18 protein-coding genes are annotated in these 15,144 nt (G+C 61.1%); 12 read left to right on the forward strand and 6 right to left on the reverse strand.

Annotated elements, in window-relative coordinates; translation table 11 throughout:
* Positions 1–8 precede the first annotated feature (8 nt).
* On the reverse strand, positions 9–1,415 hold the full coding sequence (gene ramB / locus HMPREF2967_RS11475) for an acetate metabolism transcriptional regulator RamB (RefSeq protein WP_070686578.1): 1,407 nt from the start codon (positions 1,413–1,415) through the stop codon (positions 9–11).
* Between the two features lie 401 nt (positions 1,416–1,816).
* Between ramB and HMPREF2967_RS11480 the strand changes: the two genes are divergently transcribed.
* From HMPREF2967_RS11480 to HMPREF2967_RS11520, 9 genes are all read left to right on the forward strand, one after another.
* A complete protein-coding gene (locus HMPREF2967_RS11480; RefSeq protein ID WP_070521222.1) occupies positions 1,817–2,572 on the forward strand; it encodes a succinate dehydrogenase cytochrome b subunit in 756 nt (251 codons plus the stop codon).
* Positions 2,573–2,587: 15 nt separating this feature from the next.
* A complete protein-coding gene (locus HMPREF2967_RS11485; protein ID WP_070521219.1) occupies positions 2,588–4,609 on the forward strand; it encodes a fumarate reductase/succinate dehydrogenase flavoprotein subunit in 2,022 nt (673 codons plus the stop codon).
* The gene (locus HMPREF2967_RS11490; protein ID WP_070534020.1) at positions 4,609–5,358 is read left to right on the forward strand and encodes a succinate dehydrogenase/fumarate reductase iron-sulfur subunit; all 750 of its coding nucleotides are present in this window, start codon (positions 4,609–4,611) and stop codon (positions 5,356–5,358) included. The genes HMPREF2967_RS11485 and HMPREF2967_RS11490 overlap by 1 nt, the downstream gene beginning before the upstream one ends.
* Positions 5,359–5,405: 47 nt before the next feature.
* Positions 5,406–5,777 (forward strand): hypothetical protein, encoded by a 372-nt coding sequence (locus HMPREF2967_RS11495; RefSeq protein WP_070624582.1) that lies wholly within the window; start codon positions 5,406–5,408, stop codon positions 5,775–5,777.
* Between the two features lie 855 nt (positions 5,778–6,632).
* A complete protein-coding gene (locus HMPREF2967_RS12905; protein WP_230310907.1) occupies positions 6,633–6,791 on the forward strand; it encodes a BRO family protein in 159 nt (52 codons plus the stop codon).
* A gap of 159 nt (positions 6,792–6,950) precedes the next feature.
* Positions 6,951–8,285: a DUF445 domain-containing protein gene (locus HMPREF2967_RS11505; RefSeq protein ID WP_070624580.1), complete on the forward strand. Its 1,335-nt coding sequence runs from the start codon at positions 6,951–6,953 to the stop codon at positions 8,283–8,285.
* A gap of 15 nt (positions 8,286–8,300) precedes the next feature.
* Positions 8,301–8,753 carry a CGLAU_01105 family protein gene (locus HMPREF2967_RS11510; protein ID WP_070561534.1) on the forward strand — a complete coding sequence of 151 codons (453 nt, stop codon included), beginning with the start codon at positions 8,301–8,303 and terminating at the stop codon, positions 8,751–8,753.
* Between the two features lie 3 nt (positions 8,754–8,756).
* Positions 8,757–9,047, forward strand: a complete 291-nt coding sequence (locus tag HMPREF2967_RS11515; RefSeq protein WP_070624579.1) for a DUF2516 family protein — start codon at positions 8,757–8,759, stop codon at positions 9,045–9,047.
* Positions 9,047–9,508: a deoxyribose-phosphate aldolase gene (locus HMPREF2967_RS11520; protein WP_070624578.1), complete on the forward strand. Its 462-nt coding sequence runs from the start codon at positions 9,047–9,049 to the stop codon at positions 9,506–9,508. The genes HMPREF2967_RS11515 and HMPREF2967_RS11520 overlap by 1 nt, the downstream gene beginning before the upstream one ends.
* Before the next feature lie 3 nt (positions 9,509–9,511).
* Here the strand turns inward: HMPREF2967_RS11520 and HMPREF2967_RS11525 are convergent, their stop codons facing one another.
* The 3 genes from HMPREF2967_RS11525 to HMPREF2967_RS11535 are packed head-to-tail and all read right to left on the reverse strand — an operon-like array spanning position 9,512 to position 11,664.
* Entirely contained in the window at positions 9,512–10,312 is an 801-nt protein-coding gene (locus HMPREF2967_RS11525; RefSeq protein ID WP_070624577.1) for an LmeA family phospholipid-binding protein, read from the reverse strand.
* A 23-nt stretch (positions 10,313–10,335) separates the two neighbouring features.
* Positions 10,336–11,145, reverse strand: coding sequence for a class I SAM-dependent methyltransferase (locus tag HMPREF2967_RS11530; protein ID WP_070624576.1), 810 nt, complete (start codon positions 11,143–11,145; stop codon positions 10,336–10,338).
* Positions 11,146–11,172: 27 nt separating this feature from the next.
* Positions 11,173–11,664 carry a DUF2505 domain-containing protein gene (locus tag HMPREF2967_RS11535; RefSeq protein WP_070521152.1) on the reverse strand — a complete coding sequence of 164 codons (492 nt, stop codon included), beginning with the start codon at positions 11,662–11,664 and terminating at the stop codon, positions 11,173–11,175.
* Between the two features lie 24 nt (positions 11,665–11,688).
* Here HMPREF2967_RS11535 and HMPREF2967_RS11540 point away from each other — a divergent pair, with 24 nt between their 5' ends.
* Together HMPREF2967_RS11540 and HMPREF2967_RS11545 are read left to right on the forward strand one after the other, a co-directional pair.
* On the forward strand, positions 11,689–12,798 hold the full coding sequence (locus HMPREF2967_RS11540) for a UDP-N-acetylmuramate dehydrogenase (RefSeq protein WP_070624575.1): 1,110 nt from the start codon (positions 11,689–11,691) through the stop codon (positions 12,796–12,798).
* A gap of 75 nt (positions 12,799–12,873) precedes the next feature.
* Positions 12,874–13,071: a hypothetical protein gene (locus tag HMPREF2967_RS11545; RefSeq protein WP_070533977.1), complete on the forward strand. Its 198-nt coding sequence runs from the start codon at positions 12,874–12,876 to the stop codon at positions 13,069–13,071.
* Positions 13,072–13,106: 35 nt separating this feature from the next.
* Here HMPREF2967_RS11545 and HMPREF2967_RS11550 read toward each other — a convergent pair whose 3' ends face one another.
* On the reverse strand, positions 13,107–13,583 hold the full coding sequence (locus HMPREF2967_RS11550) for an S-ribosylhomocysteine lyase (RefSeq protein WP_070563621.1): 477 nt from the start codon (positions 13,581–13,583) through the stop codon (positions 13,107–13,109).
* Positions 13,584–13,667: 84 nt separating this feature from the next.
* Here HMPREF2967_RS11550 and HMPREF2967_RS11555 point away from each other — a divergent pair, with 84 nt between their 5' ends.
* Positions 13,668–14,852 (forward strand): YihY/virulence factor BrkB family protein, encoded by a 1,185-nt coding sequence (locus tag HMPREF2967_RS11555; protein ID WP_232770847.1) that lies wholly within the window; start codon positions 13,668–13,670, stop codon positions 14,850–14,852.
* Positions 14,853–14,927: 75 nt separating this feature from the next.
* On the opposite strand, the gene HMPREF2967_RS11560 is transcribed toward HMPREF2967_RS11555, so the two are convergent.
* Positions 14,928–15,131: a hypothetical protein gene (locus tag HMPREF2967_RS11560; RefSeq protein WP_070686580.1), complete on the reverse strand. Its 204-nt coding sequence runs from the start codon at positions 15,129–15,131 to the stop codon at positions 14,928–14,930.
* Positions 15,132–15,144: the final 13 nt, after the last annotated feature.

Raw genomic sequence — 15,144 nt, forward strand, 5'->3', positions numbered from 1 at the left:
CTGGCTCATTAGTACGGTGCGACGGCTGAACGGTGGGCGTCGACCACCAGCTCTTCATTAATGGCCGGGAAGGCGCGTTGAGCACAATTCTGGCGAGGACAAGTACGGCAGCCGGCGCCGATGGGGGTTGCGGCAGAAAGGGCATCGAGGTTGAGGCCTTGGGCATAGACCGTGCGGCTGGCGTGGCGCGCCTCGCAGCCCAAGCCGATAGAGAAGAGTTTATTGGTATCGCCGAAGCGGCCCTGGGGGTAGCTCACCGTCCGTGAAATCCAGAGGTAGTTGCGGCCATCCGGCATCTGCGCCAGCTGACGCGAGATGGTGTTGGGGCGGGCGAAAGACTCATATACGTTCCACAGCGGGCACGTACCACCGGAATTGGAAAAGTGCACGCCCGTGGCCGATTGGCGCTTGGACATGTTGCCGGCGCGATCAACCCTCACGAAAGTAAAGGGGATTCCGCGCTTGTTGGGGCGCTGCAGCGTGGAGAGGCGCGAGGCAATTGTCTCGTAGCCCACGCCAAAGACGTTGCAGAGGTACTCCACGTCATACCCGGATTGCTCGGCCTCACTGTGGATGAGGCTGTAGGGGAGCAGTGTGGCGGCGGCGTAGTAGTTGGCAATTCCACGCTTGGCCAGGTTGATGGAGGCGTCCGAGGTGAAGGGTTCTTCGTCCACGAGGGCGTCGATTAGCGCGCCCGCCTCGAGGAAACCCAACTCTGCCGCCATACGGAAGGCGCGCTGGCCCACGCTCAGGCGGCTGGCAAGGCGAAGGGTGCCACTCTCCTTGTCGAAGCGATGCAGGGTGCCATCCATCCGATCGGTCGTGAGAATCTCCACGCCGTGTTTGGAAGTGAGCCGCTCATTAAGCGCCTGTTCAATGTCGCGAATGTGGAAGGGGATGACGTTGAGCTCCGAGGCAGTTTCTTCTGCGTGGATATCCAACTCGTCGAGATAGTTCTGCCGGGCATAAAAGAAGTCCCGCACTTCGTCGTGAGGCATGGACAGTGCCTGGTTCCCGTCCGAGCGGCGGGTATCGGTGGCGAGCGAGAGCTTGTCACGAATATTGCGGTAGCGGCGGTGGATATCCACGAGCGTGCGGGCGACGGTGGGGTGGTTGTAGACCAATTCGGACAATTCCTGAAGCTCCACGGGGGAGGGGCAGATTTCCTGGTCTTGGACGACATCCTGGATTTCCGCAAGTAGGCGTGAATCATCATCACGGGAGAAGAACGTGGCATCCACACCAAAGGCTTCAGTGATTTTCAGCAAGACCGGGACGGTAAGAGGGCGTACGTCGTGTTCAATCTGATTGACGTAGCTAGCTGAAAGCCCCAGCGTAGCGGCGAGAGTAGCTTGGCTGAGATCACGTTCGCGGCGCAGCTGGCGCAGGCGCGAACCCACGTATGTCTTGCTCATGTGAGCTAGGTTACCTAGTGCCTTTCGGTCATAACAATTGTTTTGCAAGGAATGTGTGAAGTATTTTAACTCCGCTGCGAAGTGGGGGTGCTGGCGGGGTGCCGAGCGGGCGATAGGGGTGTATACCAAGCGAAAGTTTGACACCTAAAGGGGTAGGGTCGTCACTCAGGCCACACCCTGTGACAAAAGTCTCATCCGTGAAATGTTTTCGCAAGCTCAATATTGCGTAAAAGGAAGTGATCAAGGTAGAGCGGTCAAAGAGGTGTGGCGCCTAAGGTGATCCTTACCTTAACTCGTTTAAATACGGGGACCATAGGAGGGGGAGGGGGTATGCAAAGCAAAGATATAACTAGTGGTCAGCGCAAAGGTCTGCGTAAGGTAAGGGCGACAATGGAGGTGTCATGTCTGTAAAAAATCCTGACCGTGAAGCCCTCGCTCACGGCCGTATTACTAATGAAACGATTCGTCCTAAGCCAGGAATTCCGTCCTGGGCTTTGAAACTGACGATGGCAATTACCGGTCTGTTCTTCGCGCTCTTCGTTGTGGGACACATGGCCGGCAACCTGAAGCTTTACTTGCCGGCTCACGACGGCCAGGAAGCACTCGATGCCTACGGCGCTTACCTGCGTAATCTTGGTGAGCCACTGATCCCGAGCGGTCACGCACTGTGGATCATTCGCATCGTCCTGCTGGCCTGCGTGATCGCTCACATTTACGGCGCTTTTGCTTTGACCGCTCGCTCGAAGGCATCCCGCGGCAAGTTCAAGCGCACGAACCTGATGGGCGGCATGGATTCCTTTGCCACCAAGAGCATGCTGGTTACCGGCGTCGTGCTTCTCCTGTTCATCATCTTCCACCTTCTGGACCTGACGATTGGTGTCCAGCCGGTTGCAGCAGAAGCTTTTGCTCACGGTGCCGTTAAGGCCAACATGATCGCAACCTTCTCGCGCTGGCCGGTGACCATCGTCTACATCGTCGCCATGCTGTGCCTCTTCCTACACCTGACCCACGGTATCCGCCTTGCGGCTTCTGACCTGGGCATCACCGGTGCAAAGTGGCGCGAGGTTTTTGTTGTCCTGGCGTACATCGTCCCGGCCGTCGTGTGCCTGGCAAACATTGTTATGCCGTTGTCCGTCGCCCTGGGCTGGGTCAGCTAAAGGAGTTTTGAACCCATGACTAACGCGAACACTGAACTCAAGCGCGAGCACCCTGACTTCTCGCACCCGCAGTCCATCGTCCCGGGCGTTAAGCCGGGCCGCATCCTGGAGTCCCACGAGCCGCACGGCGTCCCGATGAAGGACATGTGGAGCTACCAGAAGGACCACATGGAGCTCGTCTCCCCGCTGAACCGCCGCAAGTTCGAGATCATCGTTGTCGGTACCGGCCTGTCCGCTGGTTCCGCCGCCGCTGCTCTCGGCGAGCTGGGCTACAAGGTCAAGGTCTTCACCTACCACGATTCACCGCGCCGTGCGCACTCCATTGCTGCGCAGGGTGGTGTGAACTCCTCCCGCCACAAGAAGGTGGATAACGACTCCGCTTACCGCCATACCAAGGACACCGTTAAGGGTGGTGACTACCGCTGCCGCGAGTCCGACTGCTGGCGCTTGGCTTATGAGTCCATCCGCGTCATCGACCACATGAACGCCATCGGCGCTCCGTTCGCTCGCGAGTACGGCGGCACCCTGGCTACCCGTTCCTTCGGTGGCGTGCAGGTCTCCCGTACCTACTACACCCGTGGCCAAACAGGCCAGCAGCTGCAGCTGTCCACCACGTCTGCGCTCTACCGCCAGATTGGTCTGGGCAACGTGGAGCTCTTCGCTCACCACGACCTGCAGGACATCATTACCTACACCGACGGCGGCAAGAAGCGCGCCGGCGGCATCGTGACCCGTAACCTCATCACCGGCGAGCTCAAGGCCTTCACCGGCCACGCAGTCATCCTCGGTACCGGCGGTTATGGCAACGTCTACCACATGTCCACGCTGGCCAAGAACTCGAACGCCGGCGCCATGATGCGTGCGTACGAGAACGGTGCTTACCTGGCTTCCCCGGCATTCATCCAGTTCCACCCGACTGGCCTGCCGGTCAACTCCGAGTGGCAGTCCAAGACCATCCTCATGTCCGAGTCGCTGCGTAACGACGGCCGCATCTGGTCTCCGATCAAGGAGAAGGATGACCGTCCTGCCAACGAGATTCCGGAAGAGGAGCGCGACTACTTCCTGGAGCGCCGCTACCCGGCCTTCGGTAACCTCGTCCCGCGTGACGTGGCTTCCCGCGCCATCTCCCAGCAGATCAACAAGGGTCTGGGCGTTGGTCCGCTGCACAACTCCGTGTACCTGGACTTCCGCGACGCCATCGAGCGCCTGGGCAAGGACAAGATCCGCGAGCGCTACTCCAACCTCATCGAAATGTACGAAGAGGCCATTGGTGAGTCCGCTTATGAGACCCCGATGCGTATCGCTCCGACCTGCCACTTCACCATGGGCGGCCTGTGGACGGACTTCAATGAGATGACCACCATCGACGGCCTCTTCGCCGCCGGTGAGTGCTCCTGGACGTACCACGGTGCGAACCGCCTGGGTGCTAACTCCCTGCTGTCCGCTTCCGTCGACGGCTGGTTCACCCTGCCGTTCACCATCCCGAACTACCTGGCCCACCACCTGGGTGAGGCCAAGCTGGCTGAGGACTCGGCAGAGGCCAACGAGACTGTTGCTCGCGCACAGGCTCGCATCGACCGCCTCATGTCCATCCAGGGTCAGGATCCGCACGGCCCGGCGTACTACCACCGCCAGCTGGGTGACATCCTCTACTGGGGTTGTGGCGTGTCCCGTAACGTCGAGGACCTCAAGGTTGCCATCGAGAAGGTTCGCGCACTGCGCAAGGAATTCTGGGCTAACGTGCGCATTACTGGCGACGCCAATGACATGAACCAGGTTCTCGAGTACGGTCTGCGCGTTGCTGACTACATCGACCTGGGCGAGCTCATGTGCATCGACGCTCTCGACCGCGACGAGTCCTGTGGTGCTCACTTCCGTGATGACCACCTCTCCGAGGACGGCGAGGCCGAGCGTGATGACGAGAACTGGTGCTTCGTCTCCGCATGGGAGCCGGGCGCTGCTGAGGGCGAGTTCATCCGCCACGCCGAGCCGCTGTACTTTGATTCGATCCCGCTGATGACAAGGAACTACAAGTAATGAAACTGACACTTGAGATCTGGCGTCAAGCCGGACCGACGCAAGAAGGCAAGTTTGAAACCGTGCAGGTTGACGACGCCGCCGAGCAGATGTCCATCTTGGAGTTGCTCGACCACGTCAACGACGGCCTCATCGAGGCCGGCAAGGAGCCGTTCGCATTCGCTTCCGACTGCCGTGAGGGCATCTGTGGTACCTGTGGCCTTCTGGTCAACGGTCGCCCGCACGGCCCAGGCCAGAACACCCCGGCCTGCCAGCAGCGCCTGTTCCAGTTCAAGGACGGCGACACTATCAAGCTGGAGCCTTTCCGCTCCGCTGCCTACCCGGTGATCAAGGACATGATCGTGGACCGCTCCAAGCTGGACCACGTCATGGAGCAGGGCGGCTACGTGTCCATGGATGCGGGTACCGCTCCGGATGCTGACACCCTGCACATCAATCACGAGACCTCTGAGTACGCCCTGGATCACGCTGCCTGCATCGGCTGCGGTGCCTGCGTGGCATCCTGCCCGAACGGTGCTGCTCACCTGTTCACCGGCGCCAAGCTGGTTCACCTCTCCCTCATGCCGCTGGGCAAGGAAGAGCGTGGCCGCCGCGCACGCAACATGGTGGACGATCTAGAGCAGAACTTCGGCCACTGCTCGCTCTACGGCGAGTGCGCTGATGTGTGCCCGGCTGGTGTGCCGCTGACCGCGGTTTCCGCGGTTACCCGCGAACGTGCACGTGCTGCTTTCCGCGGCAAGGACGACTAAGCTATAGTCATTCACAGGATTAACAGGAACGAGAGAAAGTTTCAGCCATGAGCGACCTCAACCCGGCAGTAGCTGATCACCACAGCGAGACCTACCCGGAGTTCTCCGGCAAGATCCAGGACTCCTACATCGAGGGCTACGAGCCCGTATCCTACGGTGCGCCGCACTCTTCGTTGCTGCGTACCTCCACCTGGGTGGGCATGGGCCTGATTCTCTCGCTCCTGCCGGCAGCCGGCATCCTCATTTGGGGCCTCGGTACGTGGCTCTACCCGGAGGGCACCGCTGGTGCTGACTACCAAATCAACATCATCGTCGGCGCTATCGCGCTCGTCGTTGTTGCCATCCTGGCAGTCGGCTCCGTCCACTTCGGCCGCCGCTACTACCGCCAGTACCGCAAGGAAACCGGCCGCATCAACTAGGCACCTCCTAGGACGTTGAACGCCTAAGTTTCTGTACTGACACCACAACAACCCCCACCTCCAAACACACATGGGAGACCATGTGAGGAGGTGGGGGTTGCTGGCGTTTGGGATGGGTGCGCAGGGTGAGGGGGGGAGCGGGCGCTTGACGACGCCCCTACGGCGCCATACGCGTGAATGGCGCCGCAGGGAGCGACGCGAACACTAACCTGACTTGGCTCAAATTAGTGCCGAAGGGTTGGGGCGGTGATGGTGTTGACGAGGGTTTGGATTTCCGGGGGTAGTGGTACGGCGGCGTGGATGGTTTCGCCACCAATGTTGAGATGTGCGGTGACCGAGTCTTGTTTCCTGGCGAAGATTGGGCGTGCTTTCAGGTCTGATTTCGACATCCGAAACGATTTCTCAATGGTGAATAGCCTGCGGTAATGCCCAATTACTTCGTTAGCAGGCAAGTTAACAAGGTCGGTTTCATAGCCTTTGATTCCGGCTAGGGCTCGGTGTTTGTTCACCGTAGGTCTTGAATTGCTTCACCTGCTCCACGCGCACCCCTGTTTGATACAAAAACGAAGACCGGCCCTGGACTCCCACCGAGGCGGGCAGCGGAACCGGTCATGTTGATTGCAAGGCTACCTGGTTGATGACGCCGAAACAAGAGCACGGGGCACGGGGCCATCGGTACGTTCACACACCAGTGTGCCTTCTGACCCGTCCGGATTTGTCGGTGCTCGGGGGCGTATGGGCGAGAGCCTTCCTCACGCCGTGTCCGGTTTCGGTGCCTGCCGTGCCTGACAGGTGAGAGCCTGGCGCATTCCGCGCCCGCGATTGTCTACTCGGCTCTCGGAAAAGGAGTCGGTCATGGCTACCGCGCGACATGCGTTCACCAACCACGAGTTCGGTACGATCCGAACCATCACCTCGGGCGGGCAGGTCCTGTTCTACGGCAAGGACGTGGCAACCGCTCTCGGCTACACCAACACGAAAGATGCCCTGGTGCGTCACTGCAAGGGGGCGTGAATCACGGAACCACAAACGGGCTCTCGGCAGGCTGGCGTTCATAAAGCTAGGAGTCGATCTTAGTGTTGGTGGCTATCGAATGTGTCCGGTACACCCACTAATGTTGATTAATGGATTCACTATTCCCCATCATTACGCAGACCCAAGGAGAACCAACCCATGACGCACCGCGCGGACGCAGGGCTTGAGCCGGCTCGGGAAACGTCGGCGTCGCAGACGTCGTTTGTGCCGCAGCCAGGAAACCAGGAGGCGCGCCGGGCGGACCTGCGCCGCTGGAAGGCGATTGCGCTGTCCTTCCTGATTGGTGCGGCGGTGATCTTTTTGGGGTGCTCGTGGTGGCAGGCGTCGGCAAGCGGGGCTCCCGTCTGGGTGGGCTACGTGCGCGCGGCGGCGGAGGCAGGAATGGTCGGTGGATTGGCGGACTGGTTCGCCGTGACCGCGCTGTTCCGCCGGCCGATGGGGCTGCCCATCCCGCACACCGCGCTCATCCCCAACAACAAGGACCGCGTGGGTGATGCGCTCAAGGACTTCGTGGAGGAGAACTTCCTCACCGCGGATGCACTCAGCGCCAAGGTGCGTGAGGCGGAGCTGCCGCTGTGGCTGGCGCGCCAGGGCGTAGAGCCTGGGCGGGCGGAGGAGGTCTCCGCGTGGATTGGTGAGCGCGCAGCCAGCGTGGTCGCAGACCTAGACCCGGCGGAGGCAGAGCAATTCATCCGCACTCAGGTCATGGCCCGTCTGGCAGAACCCGAGTGGGGCCCGCCGCTGGGCCGTCTGCTGGAGGGCTATATCGCGGAAGGCAAGGCGCGCCCGTTGGAGGATGACCTCATTGACTGGGCGCACGGCAAGATCCTCGGCATGGAATCCACGGTGGTCACCGCCATCGATGAGCGCATGCCCGGCTGGGCGCCGCGCTTTGCCCGCGAGATGGTGGGGGAGAAGGTCTACGCCGAGCTCGTGGAGTTCGCCGATGAGGTTCGCCGCAACGGCAACCACGAGGCCCGCCTGGCCATTCGCCGTAACCTGTCCAAGCTGGCCTCGGACCTGCAGTGGGATGAAGATATGCGCGGGCGCATCGAGGGAATCAAGCAGGAAATGCTGGCTTCCGATCAGGCGCAGAAGGCCCCGGCGGCAATGTGGGCGACGGTCTCCTCCACGCTTATTGAGCAGCTCACTGACCCGGAGTCCTTCCTGCGCCAGAAGATGACCGCCAAGGTGAAAGAAATGGCGCACCGGCTGCTGGAGGATTCGGAGTTCCTGGCCCAGGCCAATGCGTTCGTGGACAAGGCCGCGCGCTACGCGGTGGAGAAGTTCGCACCGGAGATCATCGCGATTATCCCGGAGACCATTAAGCGCTGGGATGCTCAGGAGGCTTCCGAGAACATCGAGCTCATGGTGGGCAAGGACCTGCAGTTCATTCGCCTCAACGGCACGGTCGTGGGTGCACTGGCTGGGTTGGTTATCTACACTGTTAATCATCTGCTTTTTGGCGTCTAACAAGGAGTGACGACCATGTCCGTATTTGACTCAATCAAGAATGCCGGTTCCTCTGCTTTTGATGTGGCCAAGGATTTTGGTGGCCGTTTCAAGGAAGAGCGCCAGAACCAGGCCCAGAACGCGCAGGCGGAACGCATTGCCCGCGCCGCTGATGCGGCGGGCATGGGTGATGGCACCGCGAAGGAGGAGTCCTTCTTTGACCGCGTGACCTCCACAGCCAAGAACATTGGGGAGTCTGTGTCCTCCGCTGCACGCGAGACCCGCAATTCGGAGTCCTTCGTGAAGGCTCGTGAGGATTTCAACACCGCCTTCACCGAGACCCGTGAGGGAGTTCAGGGCGCTATCAACAACGCCAAGGAGCAGCGCGCGGCGGGCCAGCAGCCGCAGGAGCCGCAGAGCCCGCGCAACCCCTATGCAGCAAAGCCGAACGACGATGTCATCGACGGCGAAGTCGTTGACGAGAACTAATTAATGCACACTTTTCTAGATATTATTTCGTCGATACCGCAGTACATCTTTATGGCGGTATCCCTTTTTGCCCTCATCGGTGCCGTCCTAGCGGCGATGACGCGGGAGGATGCCTTCCGCGCCGGTGACCGCCAGAACAAATGGGTATGGGTCGGGCTACTCGTCGGTTCCGCCCTGGTGATGAACCTGCCGCTGTATTTTGTCAGCTGGATTGGCGCCATCATCACCGGCGTGTACTGGTTTGATGTGCGCCCGCAGCTCAAGGCCATCATCAACGGCGATTATTCCTACTAATGCTGAATCTGCTTGAGGCCTCCCTGGAGGAGGTGCGGACCCAATCCGCGGGGCAGCAGCGAGTGCTTGTCTCCCCGCACCATGTGCTTGCCGCCGAGGGCGCCGAGCACATCATTGCCGTCGCCGGCTATCCCACTGGGCGCCACCACTCTTTGGTGAAGGCAGCGGAGGCACGGCTGGCAGTTCAGTCTGGTGCGGCCGAGGTGTGGGTTGCGGTGGATGCACTGCTAGGGGATGCCACCTCGCTCCTCTCCGAGCTCGTCACCCTCCGCGAGGCCTGCCCGCTGCCCGTGCGTTTGGGGCTCATTCTTCCCGAAGACTCGCGATTGCCGCTTAAAGAAATAGCCCGCCTGGCGGAGCAGGCGGGCTATCAATCCCTTGTTGATCCGGGGTCCGTCGTTTCAGACGACGAAAACCTAGACACGCAGCTCACCGTAGAGAGCCTGCGCCCTAATTCTTAAGCCTTAGTTGGCCGGTGCCGATTCCGGTGCTGGTGCCGTGGCGGAATCGAGCTCGCTCATCGGGACGTCGTGGCCAATGAGGGTCAGCGTGAGCTCGCCGGCGCCGACGTCCACGGACTCAAAGGTGAGCTTTTGTCCCGCGAGCTGTTCCTCCATGCCTTCGGCCAAGGCATTCGAAATCGCGGAGGTTGCCTGCTCCGGCAGGTCGAAGCCGAAGAGCGATGCTTCCTTCGCATCGATGGCGAGCTTGCCGTCGCGAGCTTCCGGCTTGAGCGAGAGCGTGGCCAGGCCACCGGCAAATTCCACCTCGAGGTCATCCTCGGCATCGTTGGCGGTAATCGCGGTGACTACGAGGTTGCCCAAGGCATCATAGCCGGACTGCTCAGCAATGGCCTTCTGGAAGCTGGCAAGCAGGAACTGATCCGGGACCGTCGTCGAGGCCCGCAGAGTGCCCGCGACTGGCTCCTGGGACAGCGTCATGTCTTCGACGTGGACATCCGCAGCCGGTTGCCCAGCGATGTTGGTGCCATCAATCTTCAGCGTGGACGGGGTCTTCATATCCATCTGCGGAATCTTGCCGTTGAGCATGCCAAAGACCATGGGGCTAGCACCGAAGCTCACCTCCGGTTCCTCGGAGGTCTCCACGCCCTGTTCCTTGGCGGACTGGGTGAATTGGCTCTTCATCTGTGAACCTAAGAACCAGCGCAGGCCGAGCTCAGCTACCAGGATGATGAGCAGGAGTACCACGAGTACGCCAATGAAGATTTTCCAGGCCGTCGAGGCGGAAGATTTAGAAGAAGCCATGACTACTAGTGTGGCGCACCGGCTTAAAGATGGCCAACTACCAGGTTCCAATCCACTGTGAGCACGTTATCCCGCAGGCGGCGGTGTACCGGATGGATCGGAACTGTCTGCCGGAGTTCTTCGCGCGCCATGCGCCAGCGCACCCGCGGGCCATAAGGAGACCAGCCGGCGGCGCGGTCCCAGGCGGCGTCGGCCGCCTGCAAGAGCTCGTGGATCGGCTCACCCGGCACGTTGCGGTGGATGAGGATTTTGGGCAGGCGCTCCGCGATATCGCTGGGGCGCGCAACGTCGAAGGGATCCCAGGCGAGGGTTAGGGTGCGTGGGCCGGAGGCGTCGAGAAGCACCCAGGCCGCCCTGCGCCCCAGCTCGTCGCAGGTTCCCTCCACGAAGAACCCACCGGGGGCCAAGCGCGAGTTCACGGTGTTCCAGGCTTTCTCCACCTGGTCCACGTCATACTGGCGCAGCACGTTGAAGGCCCGCACCAGCTGTGGGCGGTAGCCTGCTAGCTCGAAGCCGCCGAGCTCAAAGGTCACGCCATCGCGCGGCGGCAGCACGCGCTCGGGGGAAATCTCCAAACCCGTCACCCGGGTATGAGGATTAACGCTGCGCAGCCAGCCGGCCCACTCCACCGTGGTGGTGTGGGAGGCGCCGTAGCCGACGTCGAGAGCCAGCGGTTCCTTAGTGGAACGCAGCAGCGAGGAGATTTCCGGGTGCGCCACCATCCAGCGATCGCAGCGGCGCAGGCGGTTGGGATTAGTGGTGCCGCGGGTAACAACGCCAAAAGGCCGACCAGCGCTTTCCTGAGCCTTCAGGTTATGCGCGTGATCGGCCATGGCAACAACTGCGTTGTAGAGAGCTGTTTAGAGGTTGTTGGAGATCCACTCTTCGGTGAGCTTGCCCTCGTTGGTGTAGAGCTCCTGCAGAGCCTCAGCAACCTTCGGTTCGATGGCAGCGCCCATCATCGGGATGTTGACGGAAACCTCAGAGACGTAATCCAGAGCGGTGGACTCGCCCTGGCCCTTGTAGGTGATGTCGCCCTTGAAGTCGACCGGGGTGCCCTTGACGTCAGCGGTGAAGGAGACGGACATCTGATCATCGACAACCTCGCCGATGGTCACGGTGCGCTTTTCCTTGAGGTCCTGGGAGACCATGGCGCGGACGGCCTCCGGGAGGAGGGAGGTCGGAAGAATCTCGTAGAGCACGGCGGTGTTGCCGGTGAACTCGTGCACGGTGCCCGGTTCCGGGGAGAGCTTGGCCACGATGAAGTCCCAGTACTCCTGGGTGGACAGTGCCTTGTGCACCTTATCGATGGGCTGGTTGATGATCACGGTGTTTTCGCTACGGGTTGACATGAGTTACAGACTACCTTGGTAGACGTGCTAGATAAATTCCTGACCCTCGCTGATATTGACGGAGTCACGCTTGATTCCGAGACCACCTTCGCCGATCTCACGACGCTGCGCATCGGCGGTGCCCCGCTGGTGACGGTGCGCTGCGCCAGCGCTGAGGCCGCCATCGCTGCGCTGGCAGCGCTTGACGACGCCTCCCAGGACTACCTCGTCGTCGGCGGCGGCTCCAACCTCGTGGTGGCGGAAGGTCAGCTGGAAGTCGTGGTGGTCATCCTCGACTTCGAGGACATTGACGTCTCCGTGGCCAGTGGCCTCGTGCGCGCTGATGCGGGTGCGGTGTGGGATGACGTCGTGGCTTTGTCCGTGGACTGCGGCCTGGGCGGTATTGAGTGCCTTTCCGGGATTCCGGGCAATGCGGGTGCCGTGCCGGTGCAGAATGTCGGCGCTTATGGTGCGGAGACCTCCGACGTCCTCACGCAGGTTTATCTCTACGAGCGCGCTACCCGGACCGCGACGTGGGTGCCGGCCGCGGACCTGGAGCTGGCCTATCGCTACTCCAACCTGAAGTTCACCGGGCGCGGTGTGGTGCTGGCCGTCGAGCTGCAGCTGACTACTGACGGCCTGTCGAGGCCCCTGCGCTTTGGCCAGCTCACCCAGAACCCCGGCGAGCGCCGCCCCGTGGCCGACGTCCGTGAGGACGTTCTGAAGCTGCGCCGCGGCAAGGGCATGGTGCTTGACCCAGAAGATCACGACACGTGGTCGGCCGGTTCCTTCTTCACCAACCCCATCGTCGAGCCCGAGCTTGCCGATTCCATCCAGGAAGCAGTCCGCGCCACCCGCGGCGACGAGGATGCCGACCGCATGCCGCGCCATGCGGTGGGTGAAGGAGGAGAAGGAAAGGAAAAACTCTCCGCCGCGTGGCTCATCGAGCGCGCCGGCTTTGCCAAGGGCTACCCAGGTGAAGAGTCAGGCGCGAAGGCAACCTTGTCCACCAAGCACACCCTGGCGCTGACCAACCGCGGTGAGGCCACTGCGGACGATATCGTTGCGCTGGCCCGCGACATCCGCGCCGGGGTTCAGAAGGCCTTCGGCGTGACGTTGGAGCCGGAGCCCATCTGGCTAGGGGTAGAAATATAAGTGCGAAATATTTAAAATAGCGTTGAATTACTAGTTCGCCGCAGGCAGTCACTAGCCGCCTAGAAAGGACCTCGCATGTACATCCCCAAAGACGTACTCTTTGCCATCCTCCTCTTTGCTTCGAGCCTTCTCTGCGTGGCGGCGATCCTATTGATCCCTGGACTGTTCGCGGAGTTCAGCGCAGCACGTTGCACCTTGATGGCGAGTGTTTTGGGGCTTGGCGTCGCCGGGCTGTTCGTCGCCCGCACCCAGATCCGACGCCTCGAGTCCTAGGACGGGTGGGCCGCCGCCCCCGATGTCATGGCCATTTAGGCCATGACGTTGAGCCACTCTTCCTTGGCCGCGAGGAAGTTGCGTGCGGCCTCCTGCGCGCCTTCGAGTGAGTGGTGGGCGCCCCAGCCGCACTGCACCTCGTTGGCGGCGGGAACCTCAGTGGCATTGAGGATGTCATTGAGCGCGCCCTCGACAGCGCGGAGCAGCTCATCCTGCTCCATGCCGTTGGTGATGGCGTAGAAGCCGGTGCGGCAGCCCATCGGGGCAAAACCAATGAGCTTGTCGGTGTAGTTGCGCATGAAGTTGGCCATCATGTGCTCGACCGAGTGCAGTGCTTCGGTACCGAGGTGCTCTTTGTTGGGCTGGCAGAAGCGCAGGTCATACTTGATAATCTCGACCCCGCCGCCCAGGTCGGTGCGGTCGGCGACGCGGATATAGGGGGCGGCGACAAGCCGGTGATCGAGCTCGAAGGACTTTACGTTGATCTTGGTCTCGGTGTTCTTCTCAGTCATGCCTCCCCAGTGTAACCACGGCTCTGGCTGTGGCCCGAGTGTCCTTCCCCTGAATGCGCGGTGTGCCGCATACGCTGGTCAGATATGAGCGAAGAGGAGATTGACGGCAACGCTATGTCGGCCGAGGAGCCAGAAACAATCGTGCCGTTTAAGGGCCCGACCATCCTGGAGGTTCAAGGCCATGATGACGAGCGCAATCCCCTCGCCAAAGGTAATCGCCTGCGCAAGGAGAGCTGGGGGCTGGTCATCCGCCGCACGTGGAATGACTTCTTCCACGATGCCTTCATGGACCGCGCCGCCGGGATGACCTACTTCACGCTCATGGCTTTTGCGCCAACGGTGCTGGCCGCCTACTCCATTGCCACGCTCATCTTCTCCTCCCGCCAAGCGGAAGTGGAGAAGCTGACCTCTGAGCTCGTCGAACAGTACGTCCCCGGTTCGCTTTCTGAGCAAGCTCATGCGGTCGTCGGGACGATTATTGGCTCCAGCGCGCAGGGCACGTTGGCCTTGATCATCTCCCTGGCCATTTCGCTGTTTTCTGCCTCGGCGTATGTGCGGGCCTTCTCGCGGACAGCCAATACCGTGTACGGCCGGGTGGAGGGCCGCGGCATCATCCGCACGTGGGCGCTGATGTGGGGGTTGACAGCAGTCATCGTGGTGGGCGCGGTCATCGTGCTTTTTGCCAACTTGCTGCGTGATGCAGTTCTTAATGAGGGGCTGATTCCGCTTGCACGCAACGTAGGACTAGAAGATGCCGCCACGTACCTGGTGCGAATCTTCCTCCCGGTGTGGAACTGGCTGCGCTTCCCAGTTACCGTGGTTGTGGTTCTCACGCTTATCGCGGTGCTCTATCACTTCAGCCCCAACGTGCGGCCCGGGCGTTTTAGGTGGATTACCTATGGCTCCGTGGTGGCGCTCGTGGGCACGGTCGTGTCCTGGGGATTGGTAGGCCTCTACCTGAAGTATCTTGCTGCGGCCAGCGCTTATGGTGCACTGAGTACCGTCATGGCGGTCTTCGTGGCCACGTGGTTGATGAACACTGTGTTGATCGTCGGCATCAAGATTGATGCGGAGGTACTGCGCGCCAAGGAGCTGCAGCTGGGATTGCACTCCGAGCGTTTCATCCAAGCCCCGCCGCGCGCCGAGAACTCATCCCAAGCCCAGGCCCGCGCCCAGGAGAGCTTGGAGCAGAGGGCGCGTGAGATTTCAGATAATGCGCGGCAGGTACAGGATGAGGCAGCAGAAGAGCCAGAGGAAGAACGCGCCTAGTTGCCAAAACCTTGCCCCCGCGTTGCATGGATCGGCGATAAGTTTGGCAGATAGGGCAGTTGTGAAGCCGGGTGGTTACTGCACAGACTCTTCTGGAACCCGGCGTTGGCCCGCGGCCTTTTCTTGCCTGTGCTTGTTAATCAGTGCCGAGATAAGGAACCCAAACCCCATAACCGTTGTGGCCCTGGTTGACCACTCGTAATCAGCGATGAGCCAACCAGCAAGGGAAATGACGCTGAGTGAGCCGACAGCTGTCATGAGGAATTTTTCAATATCCATGTTGCGTCCTCTG

This window comes from Corynebacterium sp. HMSC059E07, from assembly GCF_001814395.1.
GTDB classification, from domain to species: Bacteria; Actinomycetota; Actinomycetes; order Mycobacteriales; family Mycobacteriaceae; genus Corynebacterium; species Corynebacterium hesseae.